We start from the raw sequence: 15,184 nt of genomic DNA, 5'->3' as shown, positions 1-15,184 counted from the left end.
ATCCGGCAAAAAACCTGTTGATCGCAAGGCAGCAGTGGCGAGCAAACTCACTTGTACAGAACCGTAAATTTGTACGACAAGCCCAGTGCTCATTCAGGATGGGAGCTCTTCATGATCGTCACCGTCCGACAATCCGAATGAATTTTCCGAGTGGCCTGCGATCCCTCTAATACAACAGGGAGGATCCAGGGCTTTATGAATAACGCAAAACTTTTCGTCATCGAGTACACCCTTCATGGCGCCCCGAAATCGTTCATTATCCGTCTGGACAAGATGGATAACGCCGAAGCCTGGCATTGGGCGAGCTGCGACGCGGGAGTCGGGCGTATCCCGCGCTTCGGCCGCGAAAAAGTGCAAAAGACCAGCAAGCCGATGGCGGAGAAATTCGGGGTGGAGAACGTCAAATGGCGGCCGGCGAATTGAATCTCGGCGGACACGGGGGAATAGGCATGACAGGTACAACCATCAGCCAACCGGCGCATCTGGACTACGGGCTGGATACGCTGTTCGGTCGCGTCACCAAAAGCGCTGAATGCCGGGTTGGCCTGGAACAGGTCGAACATGCGCCGGACCGCTTCGCCGTGCGCATCACGGCGCCCTTGCCCGAAGACCTGGAACAGGCAAAAACCGTGGTATTGAGAGTCGAGGGACGTCGCCTGACCGGCACCGTCCGCCACAGTGAACGGTTGGACGATAACAGCCTGAAACTGGAAGTGGAGCCCGATTAGGCTCCACATTCCTGCGCACGGCTAACGATTGTCAGTGAGCGCACTTGCAGCCTTGATGACTGCATTCCTCGCCGTGTTCGTGATGCTTGGCGCAGGCTTCACAGCAATAGTGCTTGCCGTGACGCACAATCGGATGCTCGCCGAGCTTGCAGTTGCATTTCGGACAGTCACAGGTACGGTCGTCGGTCATGGAGCTGACTCCTTTTGCAGTGGTCGTCAGGGCTGTAGAAACAGCCCATCCAACCAGTGTAGGAGTTGCTCGGAGACTCGCACGATGATTGGCCCGGCCGCCATCGCCGGCAAACAGCTACCACAGGAGAGCAAAAGCAAAAGCAAAACGCCATACAACCACCGTTGCTTCTAACCACTCAACAGGCCGAGCGTTAGCTCGCCTGCAGCTTTTGATCTTGATTCACCCGCCCCATCGGCAGGCTGAGTGGAGGCGTTCATCCGGGGGTGGGCGCGCAGCGCCGTGCGGCGAAGCCGCACACATCGAGAGGAGGTCGTCGCGAAGCAGACCGGAGGCGATGCCCCCGGATGAATGCCGGAGCGAAGGTACCCCGAGCCTTAGCGAGGGGCCGTACGTCAGGGGCGAGCGTTTTTTTGCTTACTTTTTTGCTGGGCCGGCACTCCGGCGCTTGTAAAAAAAGTGACTCGCCGTAAGGGCGAAACCCTAAGCAGCCGTTACCGCAGCAACGGATATGTACACGTTCAACCCACCGCCTGATCGGCCCAGAGGCCGCCAAGGTCAAGCAGCCCCGCGCCGCCCACTACTGCGATACATGAAAACCAACGCCAACCCCAACAGCACCATCGCCAAAACCCGACTCCCCGACAACTCAATCGCCGGATTCCCCAACCAGCCAAAATTGTCGATCAACATCCCCATCGCCAATTGCCCGAGAATCACCGCCACCGTCGCCACCGCCGTCCCCACCCGCGGCACCGCGCCCACCATGACCATCATGTAGACAACCCCAAACAGCGCCCCGCTGAGTTGCCATTTCGGCACCTGCAGCAAACTCACCGCATGAACCGGTTCAAAAAACACAATCAGCAACCCGGTCAGTACCGTGCCGACTACAAAGGTCAGCAAGCTGCTGCGCAATACGCCGACCGTTTCGCCCAGACGCCCATTGATCGCCGCCTGCACACTCAACACCGCACCGGCGGCCACCACCACCGCCAACAAAATAATCAGACTCATCATTACCCCCGGGCAATCAGAACGAGTGCCGCAACAATCAGCAGCAAGGCCAGCCAACGTTCACCGTTAACCTTTTTTCGCGTGGCGCCGAACCAGCCGAAATGGTCGATCAAGACGCTCTTGCCAACCTGCCCGGACAGGATCGCGATCATGGTCATCGCAATACCGATATGCGGGGTTGCCAGGGTCAACACCACCACATAGATCGGCCCGAGAAAGCCACCAACCAATTGCCAGCGCGGCAGTTCGCTCAGGGCCGGCCCCTTTTGCGGGCCACTGAGCAACAGCAGGAAAAACAGAATCGCCGAGCCCACCCCGAAAATGCTCAGGGTCGCCCACAAATGACCGACCTGGACACCCAAAGGGCCAAGCAGACCGGCCTCCACGGAAAGGCCCATACCGGCCAGTATCACCAGTGGCAGCAGTAATAAACGCAACCCGGAGTTGGCGACCGGCGCCGGTACTCCCCCCACATCATCAACAGAAGCATGCATAGAAAACACCTGTGTAAAGGAATGATGGCGTGCATTATCGATTGGCATAGCTGTGCGATAAATGGGAGCATTCGGACAACACTTTTGCGCGTCTCGCACAGCAGGATCTACCATGCAAGGATTCAACGAATTGGGTTTCAAGGCGCTTCGGCTGTTTGTCGCGGTGCTCGACCACGGCAGTTTTTCCGAAGTCGCCCGCCGCGAAGGCGTGGCGCCGTCTTCGATTTCCCGCCAGATCCAATTGATCGAACAGGCCCTCGGCCAGCAATTGCTCTACCGCCACACCCGCGCCGTCATGCCTACCGAAGCTGGCCGAGTGCTGGGCGATCACGCGCGGCGGGTGCTGGTGCAATTGGAGGAAGCCGAACAGGCGTTGCAGGAACAACAAGCCGAACCGAGCGGACTGGTGCGCATCAATGCGCCGGTGGTCTTCGGTCAGCGGCACCTGTCACCCTGGCTGGGTCAACTGTGCGCGCGTTATCCGAAGCTGCAACTGGATATCCAGCAAACCGACAGCTATGTCGCACCGTTGCAGGAAGGCGCAGACCTGCTGTTTCGCATCGGTTCGCTGCACGACTCGAGCATGCAGGCGCGGGTGCTGGCGCCGCAGCGCTTTCAGGTCGCGGCGAGCCCGGCTTACCTGGAACGCCACGGCAGGCCCGAGCATCCCGACGAACTGGCCAACCACCAGTGCCTGGCCTACAAAGGCGTGGCTGGCCTGCAACGCTGGTTTTTCCGCAAGGGTACACAGCCGTGGGTACCGTATTCGGTGAAAGGGTCAATTACCGGCAACCACGCCGACACCCTGACGCAAGCCGCTGAACAGGGTTTGGGCCTGGTGATGTTTCCGTCATGGTTGATTGGCGAGGCGGTGCGCAGCGGTACGCTGGTGCCGGTGCTGGGCAACTATCAGGTATCCAACAGCCTGGAGCCGCAGCAGATCGCGATACTCTGGCCCGGCAGCCGACGCCTGTCGGTGAAGGTCAGGACGGTGATCGACTACTTCGTCCAATGCTTTGGCGAAGTGCCGTATTGGGACAGGTCATGACCCCTCAGACGGAAAGGTTGCGCTTCTGTGGCGAGGGAGCTTGCTCCCGCTTGGCTGCGTAGCAGCCTTAAAAAAGCGGTGAGCGCTGCGCACTCAAGCGCGAGCAAGCTCGCTCGCCACAAAAAGCATCGCTGATCAGATCCGGAACTGCCCGACCAGACCGCCCAACCGCTGTCCCAGGTCGGCCAAACTGCGCGAAGTCTGCGCGCCGAGTTGGGTTTCATCGGCAACGTTGTCCACCGCCACCGCGATCTGGTGCACGCTGCGGTTGATCTCTTCCGCCACGGCGGTCTGCTCCTCGGCGGCGCTGGCGATCTGTGCGTTCATCGAATTGATGGTGGCGATCAACTGCGCCATCGTATCGAGCGAAGCACCCGCCTCATTGGCCTGCGCGGACGTGCCGTCACCGGCTTCGCTGGAACGTCGCATGGCTTCTACCGCCGATTGGGTGCCGGCCTGCAAGCGGTCGATCATGCCCTGGATTTCCTGGGTGCTGATCTGCGTACGACTGGCCAGCGCCCGTACCTCGTCGGCCACCACCGCAAAACCGCGCCCGGCCTCGCCGGCACGGGCCGCTTCGATGGCGGCGTTGAGTGCCAGCAGGTTGGTCTGCTCGGCGATCGAACGAATCACCCCAAGCACGCTGACAATCGACGACACGTCTTTTTGCAGGCTGTCCAGGGACACGCCGCTGCTGCGAATGTCGTCCACCAACGCATGAATCTTGACGATGCTGCCGGCCACCACTCGCTTGGCAGCTTGTCCTTCTTCATCAGTCTGCTGGGCAGCAACCGCGGCGTTTTGCGCACTCTTGGCCACTTCCTGGGCAGCGGCGGACATTTCGTTTATCGCCGTGGCCACCTGGTCGGTCTCGTGACGCTGGCGCTCCATGGCCTGGTCGGAACGGTTGGCCTGTTCGGAAACCTGAGTCACCAGCCCGGTCAACTGTGAGGTCATCTCGGTGATCTGGCGCACCAGGCCATGGATCTTGTCGACGAAGCGGTTGAACGAACCCGCCAGTTGACCCAGCTCATCCTGGCTGGTGATGGTCAGGCGACGGGTCAGGTCCCCCTCACCCGCGGCGATGTCGTCGAGGTTGGCTTTCATCAGGTTCAATGGCCGCAGAATGGTGTTGGCCAGCAGCATGCCGGCTGCCGCGATCAGCAACAGCACCACCACGGCCACACCGACGATACTCAGCACCACGCCTTGCATACGCTCCTGAACCTTGGCCTCGACCACGGCGACTTGCGCCTCGATACCGTCGAGGTTGACCGACGTACCCACCGCCATGTCCCATTTCGGCAGGAATTCGGTGTAACCGAGCTTGGGCACCAGCACCTTATTGTTGCCCGGCAACGGCGAGCTGTATTGCAGATAGTGCGTCCCGTCCTGGGCGACTTTCACCAGATCACGATTGACGTAGACCCCGTTGGGGTCGCGGTTGTCCTTGAAGCTTTTGCCTACGCCTTCCGGATCTTTGGCCTTGAACAGGCGCACGGTGTTGGAGTCATAGCCGAAGAAGTAGCCGTCCTTGCCGTAGGTGATGTTCGACAGCAACTTGATCGCCTGCGCCCGCGCTGCGTCATCGCCTTGCGCGGCAGCGTCGTACAGCGGCTTGATCGTGGTCATTGCCACGGCAACGTAACTTTGCAGGGTGGCCTTGGCATCGCTGAGCAGGCGCTCGCGGGTGACCTCGACCTCTTGGCGGGCCTGGCCTTGCAGGATGAACAACGTGGTCAGGCTGATGACCAGCGCGAAGAGCAATACCGGGAGGACGGCGAGGGACAGGACTTTGGCCTTCAGGCTCATGCGCATGACGTTCACTCTTTTGATTTTGTTGGCGTGGTTAAAGGCTATAACGGCACGCCAAGGCAAAACTGTAGGAGCCGGGCTTGCCGGCGAAAGCAATGTCAAAGACGCCTTCGCCGGCAAACCTGGCTTCTACATGAGTGAAATCAGAGGACCATCGCGGCCACCCAGCCAAACGCCAGCAACGGCAGGTTGTAGTGCAGGAAGGTCGGGACCACGGTGTCCCAGATGTGATGGTGCTGGCCGTCGATGTTCAGGCCGGAAGTCGGGCCGAGGGTCGAGTCCGATGCCGGCGAACCGGCATCACCGAGGGCACCGGCCGTACCGACGATGCACACGATGGCGATCGGACTGAAGCCAAGTTGCACGCACAACGGCACGAAAATCACCGCCAGGATCGGCACGGTGGAAAACGACGAACCGATGCCCATGGTCACCAGCAATCCCACCAGCAGCATCAGCAAGGCGCCGATGGCTTTGCTGTGGCCGATCCACGCTGCCGACGTTTCGACGAGTGTCTGCACTTGCCCGGTGGCCTTGATCACTTCGCCAAACCCGGAAGCGGCGATCATGATGAAGCCGATCATCGCCATCATCTTCATGCCTTCGGTGAACAGGTCATCGGTGTCGCGCCATTTGACGATGCCCGATACCGAGAAAATCAGGAATCCGGCCAGCGCACCGATGATCATCGAGTCCAGCAACAGCTGAATAATGAAGGCCGCCGCAATCGCCGCACCCGCGACCATCAGGCTCAACGGGTTGTATTGCACCGCAACCTGTTCGACTTGCTCGATCTTTTGCAGATCGTAGACACGCTTCTTGCGGTAACTGACGAACGCAATCAGCAAGCCCACCAGCATGCCCAGCGCCGGAATCCCCATGGCGTGGGTGACGTTGATGCCGCTGATGTCTACGCCGCTGCGGGCGACGTTGGCCAGCAGGATCTCATTGAGGAAGATGTTGCCGAAGCCCACGGGCAGAAACATGTACGGGGTGATGAGGCCGAAGGTAATGACACAGGCGATCAACCGGCGATCGAGTTGCAACTTGGTCAGCACGTATAAAAGCGGCGGCACCAGCAAGGGAATGAAGGCGATATGTATCGGCAAGATGTTCTGCGAGGCAATGGCCACGACCCAGAGCAACCCGATCAACAACCACTTGACCTGGCCACCGCCCGAGGCGTGCTGGCGATCGACCATCGCCAAGGCCTTGTCGGCCAGGGCATGGGCCATGCCGGACTTGGCAATGGCCACCGCGAAAGCACCGAGCAAGGCGTAGGACAACGCCACGGTCGCCCCGCCGCCGAGCCCGCTGTTGAAGGCTTTGAGCGTCGCCTCGATCCCCAGGCCACCGGTCAAACCACCCACCAGCGCACCAACGATCAGCGCGATCACCACATGCACGCGGGACAGGCTGAGTATCAGCATGACGCCGACCGCGGCAATTACTGCATTCATTGTCACTACTCCAGACAAGCGAAAAGAGTCCAGCCGGGCGCCTGCATGAGCCACCAGCGGGTTAAAGAATGGGTCTTATTAGAAGGGCGCGCACTTTGCCGCAGACACGGCCCGGTGTCAAAGCCGCGCTCGAGGTCATTTATTCACCGGGGCGAGATAAAGAAAGCCAAATCACAGCCGTTACAGTGCAAAGTCTCAGATATTTATCGAATAAGGACGTCTCCATGTCGCTCAGACAACTTTCCATTCAATGGAAAATCACCCTGCTGGCCGGGCTGTGCCTGGCGGGCATCGTGACCCTGCTGGTAGGTCTTTCGCTGTACCGCATGGAGCACAGCTCCGAGTTGGTGAAAGCCTCGAGCATGGAAATGCTGACTGAAGCGGCGCAGGCACGGATCGAGTCCCAGGGTGTAAACCAGGCACTGGTCATTCGCCAGCAGTTCATGGACGCCTATCAATACGGGCATGGATTTTCCCGTCAGGTGCTGTTTTTGCGAGACCAGGCCGAGAAGCGTTTCCTCGATGCCTTCGACCTGCGCGAAGACCTGACACGACAGGTCAAATCAGCCCTGCAAGCCAACCCCGAACTGCTCGGCTTGTCCCTGGTGTTTGAGCCCAATGGCCTGGATGGCAAGGACGATCTGTTCAGCGGACAAGCCGAACTGGGCAGTAACGACAAGGGCCGTTTTGCCCTGTACTGGTCACAGCCGACGCCGGGCAAAGTAACGTCCATGGCGCTGCCGGAAAGCGACATGGCCGACACCAGCAGCGGCCCCAGCGGCGAACCGGCCAATGCCTGGTTCACCTGCCCGCGCACCCGCCTCAAGCCCTGCGTGATCGAACCCTACTTTTATGTGATCGACGGCCAGAAAGTGCTGATGACCAGCATCGTGTTCCCGCTGATGGTCAACGGCAAGGTCATCGCTTCGCTATCGGTGGATATCAACCTCAACAGCTTGCAAACGATCAGTCAGGGCGCCAGCAAAAAGCTCTACGACGGCCAGACCAGCGTCAGTATTGTCAGCCCGGCCGGCCTGCTCGCCGGTCACAGCCCGGACGCCGGCAAACTCAGCCAGCGCCTGGAAACCGTGGACCAGACCAGCGGTGCCGAACTGATGCGCATGCTCGCCGGCAGCAGCCAGACCGGCAGCCTGCACAGCCATCAGCAGCTCAAAGTCATATCGCCCTTCCAACCGATTCCCGATGGAAAATCCTGGGGTGTGTTGCTCGACGTCCCTGAAAAAGTGCTGATCGGTCCCGCCGAAGCCTTGAAAAAGCAGCTGGATGAAAGCAACACGGCCGGCACACTGACCGAGTTGGGGCTGGGTGTCCTCGCCGCATTGATCGGGCTGGTGCTGGTGTGGCTGATGGCCCGCAGTGTGACCAAACCGATCCTCGGCGTGGCGTACATGCTCGAAGACATCGCCAGCGGCGAAGGCGACCTGACCCGGCGCCTGGCCTACGACAAACAGGATGAGCTGGGGCAATTGGCGGGCTGGTTCAACCGCTTCCTCGACAAGCTGCAACCGATCATCGCCGAAGTGAAACGCTCGGTGCAGGATGCCCGCAACACCGCTGACCAATCGTCCGCCATCGCCACCCAGACCAGCGCCGGCATGGAACAGCAGTACCGTCAGGTGGATCAGGTCGCTACCGCGTCCCACGAAATGAGCGCCACTGCCCAGGATGTCGCCCGCAGCGCCGCCCAGGCCGCACAAGCGGCGCGGGATGCCGACCAGGCGACTCGCCAAGGCCTGACCGTGATCGACCGCACCACCACCAGCATCGACAACCTCGCCGCCGACATGAGCGCGGCGATGGTCCAGGTTGAAGGCCTGGCTGCCAATAGCGAAAAAATCGGTTCGGTACTCGAAGTGATCCGCGCCATTGCTGAACAGACCAACCTGCTGGCACTCAACGCCGCCATCGAAGCCGCCCGTGCCGGTGAAGCCGGACGTGGGTTTGCCGTGGTGGCCGATGAAGTGCGCAACCTGGCGCGGCGCACACAGGAGTCCGTCGAGGAAACCCGGGTGGTGATCGAGCAATTGCAAAGCGGCACCCAGGATGTGGTGGGCTCGATGGGCAACAGCCATCGCCAGGCCCAGGGCAGTGTCGAGCAGGTTGGACAGGCCGTTACGGCACTGCGGCAGATCGGCGATGCGGTGACCGTGATCAGCGACATGAACCTGCAAATCGCCAGTGCAGCCGAAGAGCAAAGCGCGGTTGCCGAGGAGATCAATAACAATGTCGCGACCATTCGCGATGTGACCGAATCGTTGTCGGGACAAGCCAACGAATCAGCACGGGTGAGCCAGTCGCTCAATTGCCTGGCCAATCATCAGCAGGGGTTGATGGATCAGTTCCGCGTCTAATTACCACTGATCCCCTGTAGGAGCCGGCTTGCTGGCGATGGCGGCGACACATTCAGTATCAATGTGTCCAGTACACCGCTATCGCGAGCAAGCTCGCTCCCACAGGTTTTCGTGTACATCCTTGCCATTCACTTTCCATCTTCAATGATGGCGAGTGGATATCTTCCGGAAGCCGATTATGCTTCATGAAACCTTGCAGCGATGCGAGGCCGTCAGTCTGTGTCCCAGGGCCCGGGTACGGCAACAAATGAGAGGTGCTCCGGCCTAAAACAAGAACAACGGAGAAAACTCATGGCGGCAATCGACAATACAACCACGGGCAGTGCGCCCAACCGCGGGATTACCAAGGAGGAACGTAAAGTCATCTTTGCCTCGTCCTTGGGCACCGTGTTCGAGTGGTACGACTTTTACCTGTATGGCTCCCTCGCCGCGATTATCGCCAAGCATTTCTTCGCCGGCGTCAACGAGACCACCTCCTTCATCTTCGCTTTGCTCGCGTTCGCCGCAGGTTTTGCCGTGCGGCCATTCGGCGCGATTGTGTTCGGCCGACTGGGTGACATGATCGGACGCAAACACACCTTCCTCATCACCATTGTGATCATGGGTGTTTCCACGGCGGTGGTGGGTTTCCTCCCGGGGTACGCGACCATCGGGGTGGCGGCGCCGATCATCCTCATCACCCTGCGCTTGCTGCAAGGTCTGGCCCTGGGCGGCGAGTACGGTGGTGCGGCGACTTACGTGGCCGAGCATGCGCCAAAAGGCAAACGCGGTTACTTCACCTCATGGATTCAGACCACCGCAACCCTCGGTCTGTTTCTGTCACTGCTGGTGATCCTGGCCTGTCGCACAGCACTGGGCACTGAAGCCTTCGAAGCCTGGGGCTGGCGGATCCCGTTCCTGTTGTCGATCCTGTTGTTGATCATCTCGGTGTACATCCGCCTGCAACTCAACGAGTCACCGGTGTTCCTGAAAATGAAGGCTGAGGGCAAATCCTCCAAGGCGCCGCTGACCGAATCTTTCGCCCGCTGGGACAACCTCAAGATCGTCATCATGGCCCTGCTCGGCGGCACTGCCGGGCAAGCCGTGGTCTGGTACACCGGGCAGTTCTACGCGCTGTTCTTCCTGTTGCAAACATTGAAAATCGAACCGCAGACCGCCAACCTGCTGATCGCCGGCTCGTTGCTGATCGGCACGCCGTTCTTCGTGATTTTCGGCAGCCTGTCCGATCGGATCGGCCGCAAAGGGATCATAATGGCCGGCTGCATCCTCGCGGCGCTGACGTATTTCCCGATTTTCAATGCGCTGACCCAGTACGGCAATCCCGATGTGTTCGTCGCCCAGGAGAAAAACCCGGTCACGGTGGTCGCCGATCCTGACCAGTGTTCGTTCCAGTTCGACCCGGTGGGCAAGGCCAAATTCACCAGTTCCTGTGACTTGGCCAAGACCGTGCTGGCCAGACGGGCGATCCCCTATAAAAACGAAAAAGCCGAGCCGGGCACTGTGGCGCAAGTGCGGATCGGTGAGAAGGTGATCCAGAGTTTCGAGGGCACCGGCATGCCGGCCGCCGACTTCAAGGCCAAGAACGATGCCTTCACCGCCTCGCTCGCTACTGCTCTCAAAGAGGCCGGCTACCCCGAAAAGGCTGACCCGGCCAAGACCAACTATCCGATGGTGTTGTTGCTCCTGACCATTCTCGTCATCTACGTGACCATGGTGTACGGCCCGATCGCCGCGTGGCTGGTTGAACTGTTCCCGGCACGTATCCGCTATACCTCGATGTCGCTGCCGTACCACATCGGCAACGGCTGGTTTGGCGGGTTCCTGCCGACGGTGGCCTTCGCTATGGTGGCAGCCACTGGGGATATCTATTACGGCCTGTGGTATCCGATCGTGATCGCAGTGATGACGGCGATTCTGGGGATTTTCTTCATGCCGGAAACCAAGGATCGGGAGATTCATCACACCTGAAACCGGCACAACACAACCCCTGTGGGAGCACGGCTTGCCGGCGATGGCGGACGGGAGATCGCCATCGCGAGCAAGCTTTGCTCCTACGGGGGATGTCGGTGTGTTTTCAGGTGCGTTTTGGTAGTTCGATCAACACTTTCAACCCGCCCCACTCGCTCACCTGCAAGTGCATCACCCCGCCCCAGGTGTCGACGATATCGCGCACAATGCCCAGGCCCAGGCCATGCCCATCGGCCTGTTCATCCAGCCGTGCGCCGCGGCTGAACACCTGATCGCGCCGGTCTTCGGGAATGCCCGGCCCGTCGTCTTCGACAATCAGCTGAAAACTTTCTGCAGCCTCGACCACACTCAATCGGACTTCGGCATCGGCCCATTTGCAGGCGTTGTCCAACAGGTTGCCGAGCAGTTCCAGCAGATCCTCGCGATCCCATGGCAGTTGCAGCCCGGCCGGGGTGCGATAGCTCAGGTTCAGATGGTCGCCGTGAATCATGTTCAATGTCGCCAACAACCCCGGCAGTTCGGCGTCGCAGTCAAACAGTGCGCCCGGCAGTGCATCGCCGGCCAAGCGAGCGCGATTGAGTTCACGATTGAGCCGCTGTTGCACCTGTTCCAGTTGTTCCTTGAGCACCTTGCGCAGTTGCGGATGCGCGTCGAGCTGTTCGCTCGAGGCAAGACTCAACAGCACGGCCAATGGGGTTTTCAAGGCGTGACCCAGATTGCCCAAGGCATTGCGCGAGCGCTTGAGGCTGTCTTCAGTGTGAGCCAGCAGGTGGTTGATCTGCGCCACCAGCGGCTCCAATTCCACCGGTACCTGCTCATCAAGTTGCGAACGCTGGCCCTGTTGCAGTTGCGCGATCTGTTCGCGGGCCTTTTCCAGCGGGCGCAAGGCGCGACGCACAGTGACCCGTTGCAACAGCAGGATCAGCAGCAACCCCGCCAGCCCCAGTCCGAGCCCGACCTGCTGCATCCGCTGGAAGCTCTCGCGCACCGGCGTGTAATCCTGCGCCACACTGATGGAAATCGACTGGCCGAGGCGCCGATAGTCGGAACGCAACACCAGCAATTGCTGCCCTTCCGGCCCCAGTTGCAGGTTGCTGTGCAGGCCGGGATGATCGAGGCGCGGCAGCTCCTGATCCCACAATGAACGGGAGCGCCAATGACTGTCGGCAAAATCGATACGGAAATAATGACCGGAAAACGGCCGTTGATAGGCTGGAGACAAGCGCCGCTCATCCAGTTGCAAGCCCTGCGGGCCACGCACCAGCGCCACCAGCAGGCTCTCGCTGTCGTTGCGCAATCCCGCCTCGAGGTAGCGCTGCAAGCCCATTTCAAACAACCACAGACTGGTTTGCGCCAGTATCAGGCCGACAATCACCATGACGCTGATCAGGCCAAGGCTCAAGCGCCGCTGGATCGACCTCACCTGGCTTGCCCGCCGAACAGGTAACCCTGGCCGCGACGGGTTTCGATCACACTCTTGCCGAGCTTGCGCCGCAGGTGATTGACGTGAACTTCCAGCACGTTGGAATCGCGCTCGGTTTCACCGTCGTAGAGGTGTTCGGCGAGGTGGCTTTTGGAAAGGATTTGCTCGGGGTGCAGCATGAAATAACGCAGCAAGCGGAACTCGGCTGCGGTGAGCTGGACCTCGGCGCCATCGCGTGTCACGCACTGACGGCCCTCGTCCAGATGCAACCCGGCAGCCTTGAGCGTCGGTTGATTGGCCTGGCCGTGGGAGCGACGCAACAACGCCTGAATGCGTAAATGCAGCTCTTCGGGATGGAACGGTTTGGTCAGGTAATCGTCGGCACCGGCCTTCAGGCCTTCGATGCGTTCAGCCCAGGAACCGCGTGCGGTGAGGATCAGCACTGGCGTAGCCAGACCTGCGGCGCGCCATTGCGCCAGCACGTCCAACCCCGGGACGCCCGGCAAACCGAGGTCGAGGATGATCAGGTCATAGGGCTCGGTACTGCCCTGATGCAGCGCGTCGCGACCATCGGCCAGCCAGTCCACGGCGTACCCTTGGCGATTGAGGCCGGCCATCAATTCGTCGGCCAGGGGCACGTGGTCTTCCACCAGGAGCAAACGCATCGGTCAGTCTTCCTTGTCTTTCAGTAATCGGCCGGTGGCGGCGTCAAGGTCAAGCTCGCGCACCACGCCTTCAGTAGTGAGCAACTCGACTTCGTAAATATAGATGTCGTGCTTCTCTTCGAGCTCAGCCTCCAACAGTTTGGCCTCGGGGTAGCGGTCCAGCGCCTGTTGCAACAATTGCTCGAGCGGCAGGATCACCCCCTGTTGGCGCAGGCGCAGGGCTTCGTCCTGATCGAGGTCACGAGCCATGGCCACCGAACAGAAAGCCAGCAGCACCAGCGCCAGTCGACTGCCGGCGCGCCGTGTTGTAAAGGAAAGCAACGTCATTACGAATCCTGATGATCCTTGAGAACCTGCCCGCTGACAGCGTCTAATTCCAGATCCCAATCGATACCCTGCGAGTCGCGCAGTTCAATCTGGTAGATGTACTTGCCGTACTCTTCTTCCAGCTCGGTTTCAGTGATAGTGGAACCCGGGTGCCTGGTCAACGCGGTGGCATTGAGTTTCTCGAAAGACACAATGGTACCAGCGTCGCGCAGCCTCAAGGCTTCATCCGGCCCCAGATCGCGCGCGTGGGCGATACTGGCGGTCAGGCTGATGATGGACGCGGTGAACAGGGCAGTCAGGGTTTTCATGGGTGTCTCCGTATTCTTTTAGGTGTTGCCTACGGGGGCCACGTTAGCGATAAGAACTTAATTGAAACTGAATTGCCATCATTGGCCACAGCAACACAAAACCTGTAGGAGCACGGCTTGCCGGCGATGGCGCCCGGGAGATCGCCATCGCGAGCAAGCTTTGCTCCTACGGGTTTGGCGCAAGCTGTTACATAATTAACTGTTGCCAGACACAGAGGCCGGTATGACCGCCATGCACATCAAGTTTCCCTCCCTGACGCTCAAGGCCGGGCCGCGTGCCTTGGCGCGCATCCGTGAAAACGGGTTGCAGGCTGCCGATGTCGGCACGTTGCCGGGCGCTGCCGGTGGCCCCAAGGCATTGGGGATTCAGGGGCTGGACCTGGCGTTATTCGGCCAATGGTTGCCGACGGCGCCCCGGGAGCGCTCGCTGATCGGCGCATCGGTGGGTTCCTGGCGCTTCGCCAGCGCCTGCCTGCCAGACGCCGCCGAAGGCATCCGCCGACTTGGCCAGCTCTACACCGAGCAGGATTTCGCCAAGGGTGTGACCATGGCGCAAATCAGCCAGAGCTCGCGGCGCATGCTCGATGACTTGCTCGACGGTCACGATGCCGCCCTGCTCGCCAACCCCCATTACCGCCTGAACGTCATGGTGGTCAAAAGCCACGGCCTGCTCGCGGATGACCATCGCGGGCGTCTGGGCCTTGGCCTGTCGTCGGTGATTGCCGATAACCTGCGCGGCCGCGCGCGGCTGTCGCGGCACTTCGAACGGTTGATCATTCACGATCCGCGCCTGGCGCCGCCGGTCAATGCGCTGAATGACTTCCCGTCACGTTTCGTCGCCCTCGATGCCGGGAATCTGCGCCAGGCCTTGCTAGCCTCCGGATCGATCCCGATGGTGATGGAAGGCGTGCGCGATCTGCCGGGTGCCGGCGCCGGGACGTTCCGCGACGGCGGCTTGCTCGACTATCACCTCGACCTGCCCTACAGCGGCGATGACATCGTGCTCTATCCGCATTTCACCGACCGGGTGATTCCCGGCTGGTTCGACAAGACGCTGCCTTGGCGCCGCGCCTGCCCGGCACGCCTGCAAAATGTCTTGCTGGTGGCGCCGTCGAAGGAGTACCTGGCGCGTTTGCCCTACGGCAAACTGCCGGACCGCAACGACTTCAAACGCTTCATGGGCGACGCCCCGAGCCGACAGAAATACTGGCGTGCGGCGATGGATGAAAGTCGGCGCCTGGGCGATGAGTTTCTCGAACTGGCCGCCAACGGTCGCCTTGGCGAGCGCTTGCTGACCCTTTAGTCAGGACAAGCTGTTAAACTCGCCGCCTGCCCGAATCGCTGCGGCGAACGCCATCTGAACAGAGCT

General features: G+C 60.4%; 15 protein-coding genes. 6 read left to right on the top strand and 9 right to left on the bottom strand.

Annotation, left to right across the window (positions count from 1 at the left end):
* Nucleotides 1-195 precede the first annotated feature (195 nt).
* On the top strand, nucleotides 196-423 hold the full coding sequence (locus D8V06_RS12370; protein ID WP_008152143.1) for a DUF6555 family protein: 228 nt from the start codon (nucleotides 196-198) through the stop codon (nucleotides 421-423).
* A gap of 26 nt (nucleotides 424-449) precedes the next feature.
* Nucleotides 450-728, top strand: a complete 279-nt coding sequence (locus D8V06_RS12365; protein WP_056854902.1) for a hypothetical protein — start codon at nucleotides 450-452, stop codon at nucleotides 726-728.
* 31 nt (nucleotides 729-759) lie between these two features.
* Here the strand turns inward: D8V06_RS12365 and D8V06_RS12360 are convergent, their stop codons facing one another.
* The 3 genes from D8V06_RS12360 to D8V06_RS12345 form a co-directional block, all read right to left on the bottom strand.
* Nucleotides 760-918, bottom strand: coding sequence for a metallothionein (locus D8V06_RS12360; RefSeq protein ID WP_056854808.1), 159 nt, complete (start codon nucleotides 916-918; stop codon nucleotides 760-762).
* 558 nt (nucleotides 919-1,476) lie between these two features.
* Nucleotides 1,477-1,938 (bottom strand): DMT family transporter, encoded by a 462-nt coding sequence (locus tag D8V06_RS12350; RefSeq protein ID WP_130908379.1) that lies wholly within the window; start codon nucleotides 1,936-1,938, stop codon nucleotides 1,477-1,479.
* Nucleotides 1,938-2,429: a DMT family transporter gene (locus tag D8V06_RS12345; protein ID WP_056854810.1), complete on the bottom strand. Its 492-nt coding sequence runs from the start codon at nucleotides 2,427-2,429 to the stop codon at nucleotides 1,938-1,940. The genes D8V06_RS12350 and D8V06_RS12345 overlap by 1 nt, the downstream gene beginning before the upstream one ends.
* A 112-nt stretch (nucleotides 2,430-2,541) precedes the next feature.
* Between D8V06_RS12345 and D8V06_RS12340 the strand changes: the two genes are divergently transcribed.
* Nucleotides 2,542-3,477: a LysR family transcriptional regulator gene (locus D8V06_RS12340; RefSeq protein WP_130904215.1), complete on the top strand. Its 936-nt coding sequence runs from the start codon at nucleotides 2,542-2,544 to the stop codon at nucleotides 3,475-3,477.
* 135 nt (nucleotides 3,478-3,612) lie between these two features.
* Here D8V06_RS12340 and D8V06_RS12335 read toward each other — a convergent pair whose 3' ends face one another.
* Both D8V06_RS12335 and D8V06_RS12330 read right to left on the bottom strand, forming a co-directional pair.
* On the bottom strand, nucleotides 3,613-5,295 hold the full coding sequence (locus D8V06_RS12335) for a methyl-accepting chemotaxis protein (RefSeq protein WP_130931038.1): 1,683 nt from the start codon (nucleotides 5,293-5,295) through the stop codon (nucleotides 3,613-3,615).
* 140 nt (nucleotides 5,296-5,435) lie between these two features.
* Complete coding sequence (locus D8V06_RS12330; protein WP_056854813.1) at nucleotides 5,436-6,752, bottom strand: Na+/H+ antiporter NhaC family protein; 1,317 nt, start codon at nucleotides 6,750-6,752, stop codon at nucleotides 5,436-5,438.
* Between the two features lie 224 nt (nucleotides 6,753-6,976).
* Here D8V06_RS12330 and D8V06_RS12325 point away from each other — a divergent pair, with 224 nt between their 5' ends.
* Together D8V06_RS12325 and D8V06_RS12320 are read left to right on the top strand one after the other, a co-directional pair.
* On the top strand, nucleotides 6,977-9,124 hold the full coding sequence (locus D8V06_RS12325) for a methyl-accepting chemotaxis protein (RefSeq protein ID WP_130904213.1): 2,148 nt from the start codon (nucleotides 6,977-6,979) through the stop codon (nucleotides 9,122-9,124).
* Nucleotides 9,125-9,415: 291 nt separating this feature from the next.
* Nucleotides 9,416-11,092, top strand: a complete 1,677-nt coding sequence (locus D8V06_RS12320; RefSeq protein WP_056854815.1) for an MFS transporter — start codon at nucleotides 9,416-9,418, stop codon at nucleotides 11,090-11,092.
* A 106-nt stretch (nucleotides 11,093-11,198) separates the two neighbouring features.
* Here the strand turns inward: D8V06_RS12320 and D8V06_RS12315 are convergent, their stop codons facing one another.
* Genes D8V06_RS12315 through D8V06_RS12300 form a run of 4 tightly spaced genes read right to left on the bottom strand, consistent with a single transcriptional unit; the run spans nucleotide 11,199 to nucleotide 13,815 of the window.
* Nucleotides 11,199-12,515, bottom strand: coding sequence for an ATP-binding protein (locus D8V06_RS12315; RefSeq protein WP_130904212.1), 1,317 nt, complete (start codon nucleotides 12,513-12,515; stop codon nucleotides 11,199-11,201).
* Nucleotides 12,512-13,180, bottom strand: coding sequence for a response regulator transcription factor (locus D8V06_RS12310; RefSeq protein WP_056854817.1), 669 nt, complete (start codon nucleotides 13,178-13,180; stop codon nucleotides 12,512-12,514). The genes D8V06_RS12315 and D8V06_RS12310 overlap by 4 nt, the downstream gene beginning before the upstream one ends.
* Nucleotides 13,181-13,183: 3 nt before the next feature.
* Nucleotides 13,184-13,507, bottom strand: coding sequence for a PepSY domain-containing protein (locus D8V06_RS12305; protein WP_056854818.1), 324 nt, complete (start codon nucleotides 13,505-13,507; stop codon nucleotides 13,184-13,186).
* A complete protein-coding gene (locus D8V06_RS12300; RefSeq protein ID WP_056854819.1) occupies nucleotides 13,507-13,815 on the bottom strand; it encodes a PepSY domain-containing protein in 309 nt (102 codons plus the stop codon). The genes D8V06_RS12305 and D8V06_RS12300 overlap by 1 nt, the downstream gene beginning before the upstream one ends.
* Before the next feature lie 223 nt (nucleotides 13,816-14,038).
* Here D8V06_RS12300 and D8V06_RS12295 point away from each other — a divergent pair, with 223 nt between their 5' ends.
* A complete protein-coding gene (locus D8V06_RS12295) occupies nucleotides 14,039-15,118 on the top strand; it encodes a patatin-like phospholipase family protein (RefSeq protein ID WP_130931037.1) in 1,080 nt (359 codons plus the stop codon).
* The last annotated feature ends 66 nt before the right edge of the window (nucleotides 15,119-15,184 follow it).

Source organism: Pseudomonas sp. Sample_24, from assembly GCF_004307605.1.
GTDB lineage: Bacteria > Pseudomonadota > Gammaproteobacteria > Pseudomonadales > Pseudomonadaceae > Aquipseudomonas.
The sequence above is the reverse complement of the archived record's forward strand: the minus strand, read 5'-3'. Positions and strand labels throughout refer to the sequence as shown.

Excerpts from the sequence above, each read along its gene's own strand:
- D8V06_RS12370 (WP_008152143.1), top strand. The coding sequence starts at position 196 with ATGAATAACGCAAAACTTTTCGTCATCGAGTACACCCTTCATGGCGCC.
- D8V06_RS12365 (WP_056854902.1), top strand. The coding sequence starts at position 450 with ATGACAGGTACAACCATCAGCCAACCGGCGCATCTGGACTACGGGCTG.
- D8V06_RS12360 (WP_056854808.1), bottom strand. The coding sequence starts at position 918 with ATGACCGACGACCGTACCTGTGACTGTCCGAAATGCAACTGCAAGCTC.
- D8V06_RS12350 (WP_130908379.1), bottom strand. The coding sequence starts at position 1,938 with ATGATGAGTCTGATTATTTTGTTGGCGGTGGTGGTGGCCGCCGGTGCG.
- D8V06_RS12345 (WP_056854810.1), bottom strand. The coding sequence starts at position 2,429 with ATGCATGCTTCTGTTGATGATGTGGGGGGAGTACCGGCGCCGGTCGCC.
- D8V06_RS12340 (WP_130904215.1), top strand. The coding sequence starts at position 2,542 with ATGCAAGGATTCAACGAATTGGGTTTCAAGGCGCTTCGGCTGTTTGTC.
- D8V06_RS12335 (WP_130931038.1), bottom strand. The coding sequence starts at position 5,295 with ATGCGCATGAGCCTGAAGGCCAAAGTCCTGTCCCTCGCCGTCCTCCCG.
- D8V06_RS12330 (WP_056854813.1), bottom strand. The coding sequence starts at position 6,752 with ATGAATGCAGTAATTGCCGCGGTCGGCGTCATGCTGATACTCAGCCTG.
- D8V06_RS12325 (WP_130904213.1), top strand. The coding sequence starts at position 6,977 with ATGTCGCTCAGACAACTTTCCATTCAATGGAAAATCACCCTGCTGGCC.
- D8V06_RS12320 (WP_056854815.1), top strand. The coding sequence starts at position 9,416 with ATGGCGGCAATCGACAATACAACCACGGGCAGTGCGCCCAACCGCGGG.
- D8V06_RS12310 (WP_056854817.1), bottom strand. The coding sequence starts at position 13,180 with ATGCGTTTGCTCCTGGTGGAAGACCACGTGCCCCTGGCCGACGAATTG.
- D8V06_RS12305 (WP_056854818.1), bottom strand. The coding sequence starts at position 13,507 with ATGACGTTGCTTTCCTTTACAACACGGCGCGCCGGCAGTCGACTGGCG.
- D8V06_RS12300 (WP_056854819.1), bottom strand. The coding sequence starts at position 13,815 with ATGAAAACCCTGACTGCCCTGTTCACCGCGTCCATCATCAGCCTGACC.
- D8V06_RS12295 (WP_130931037.1), top strand. The coding sequence starts at position 14,039 with ATGACCGCCATGCACATCAAGTTTCCCTCCCTGACGCTCAAGGCCGGG.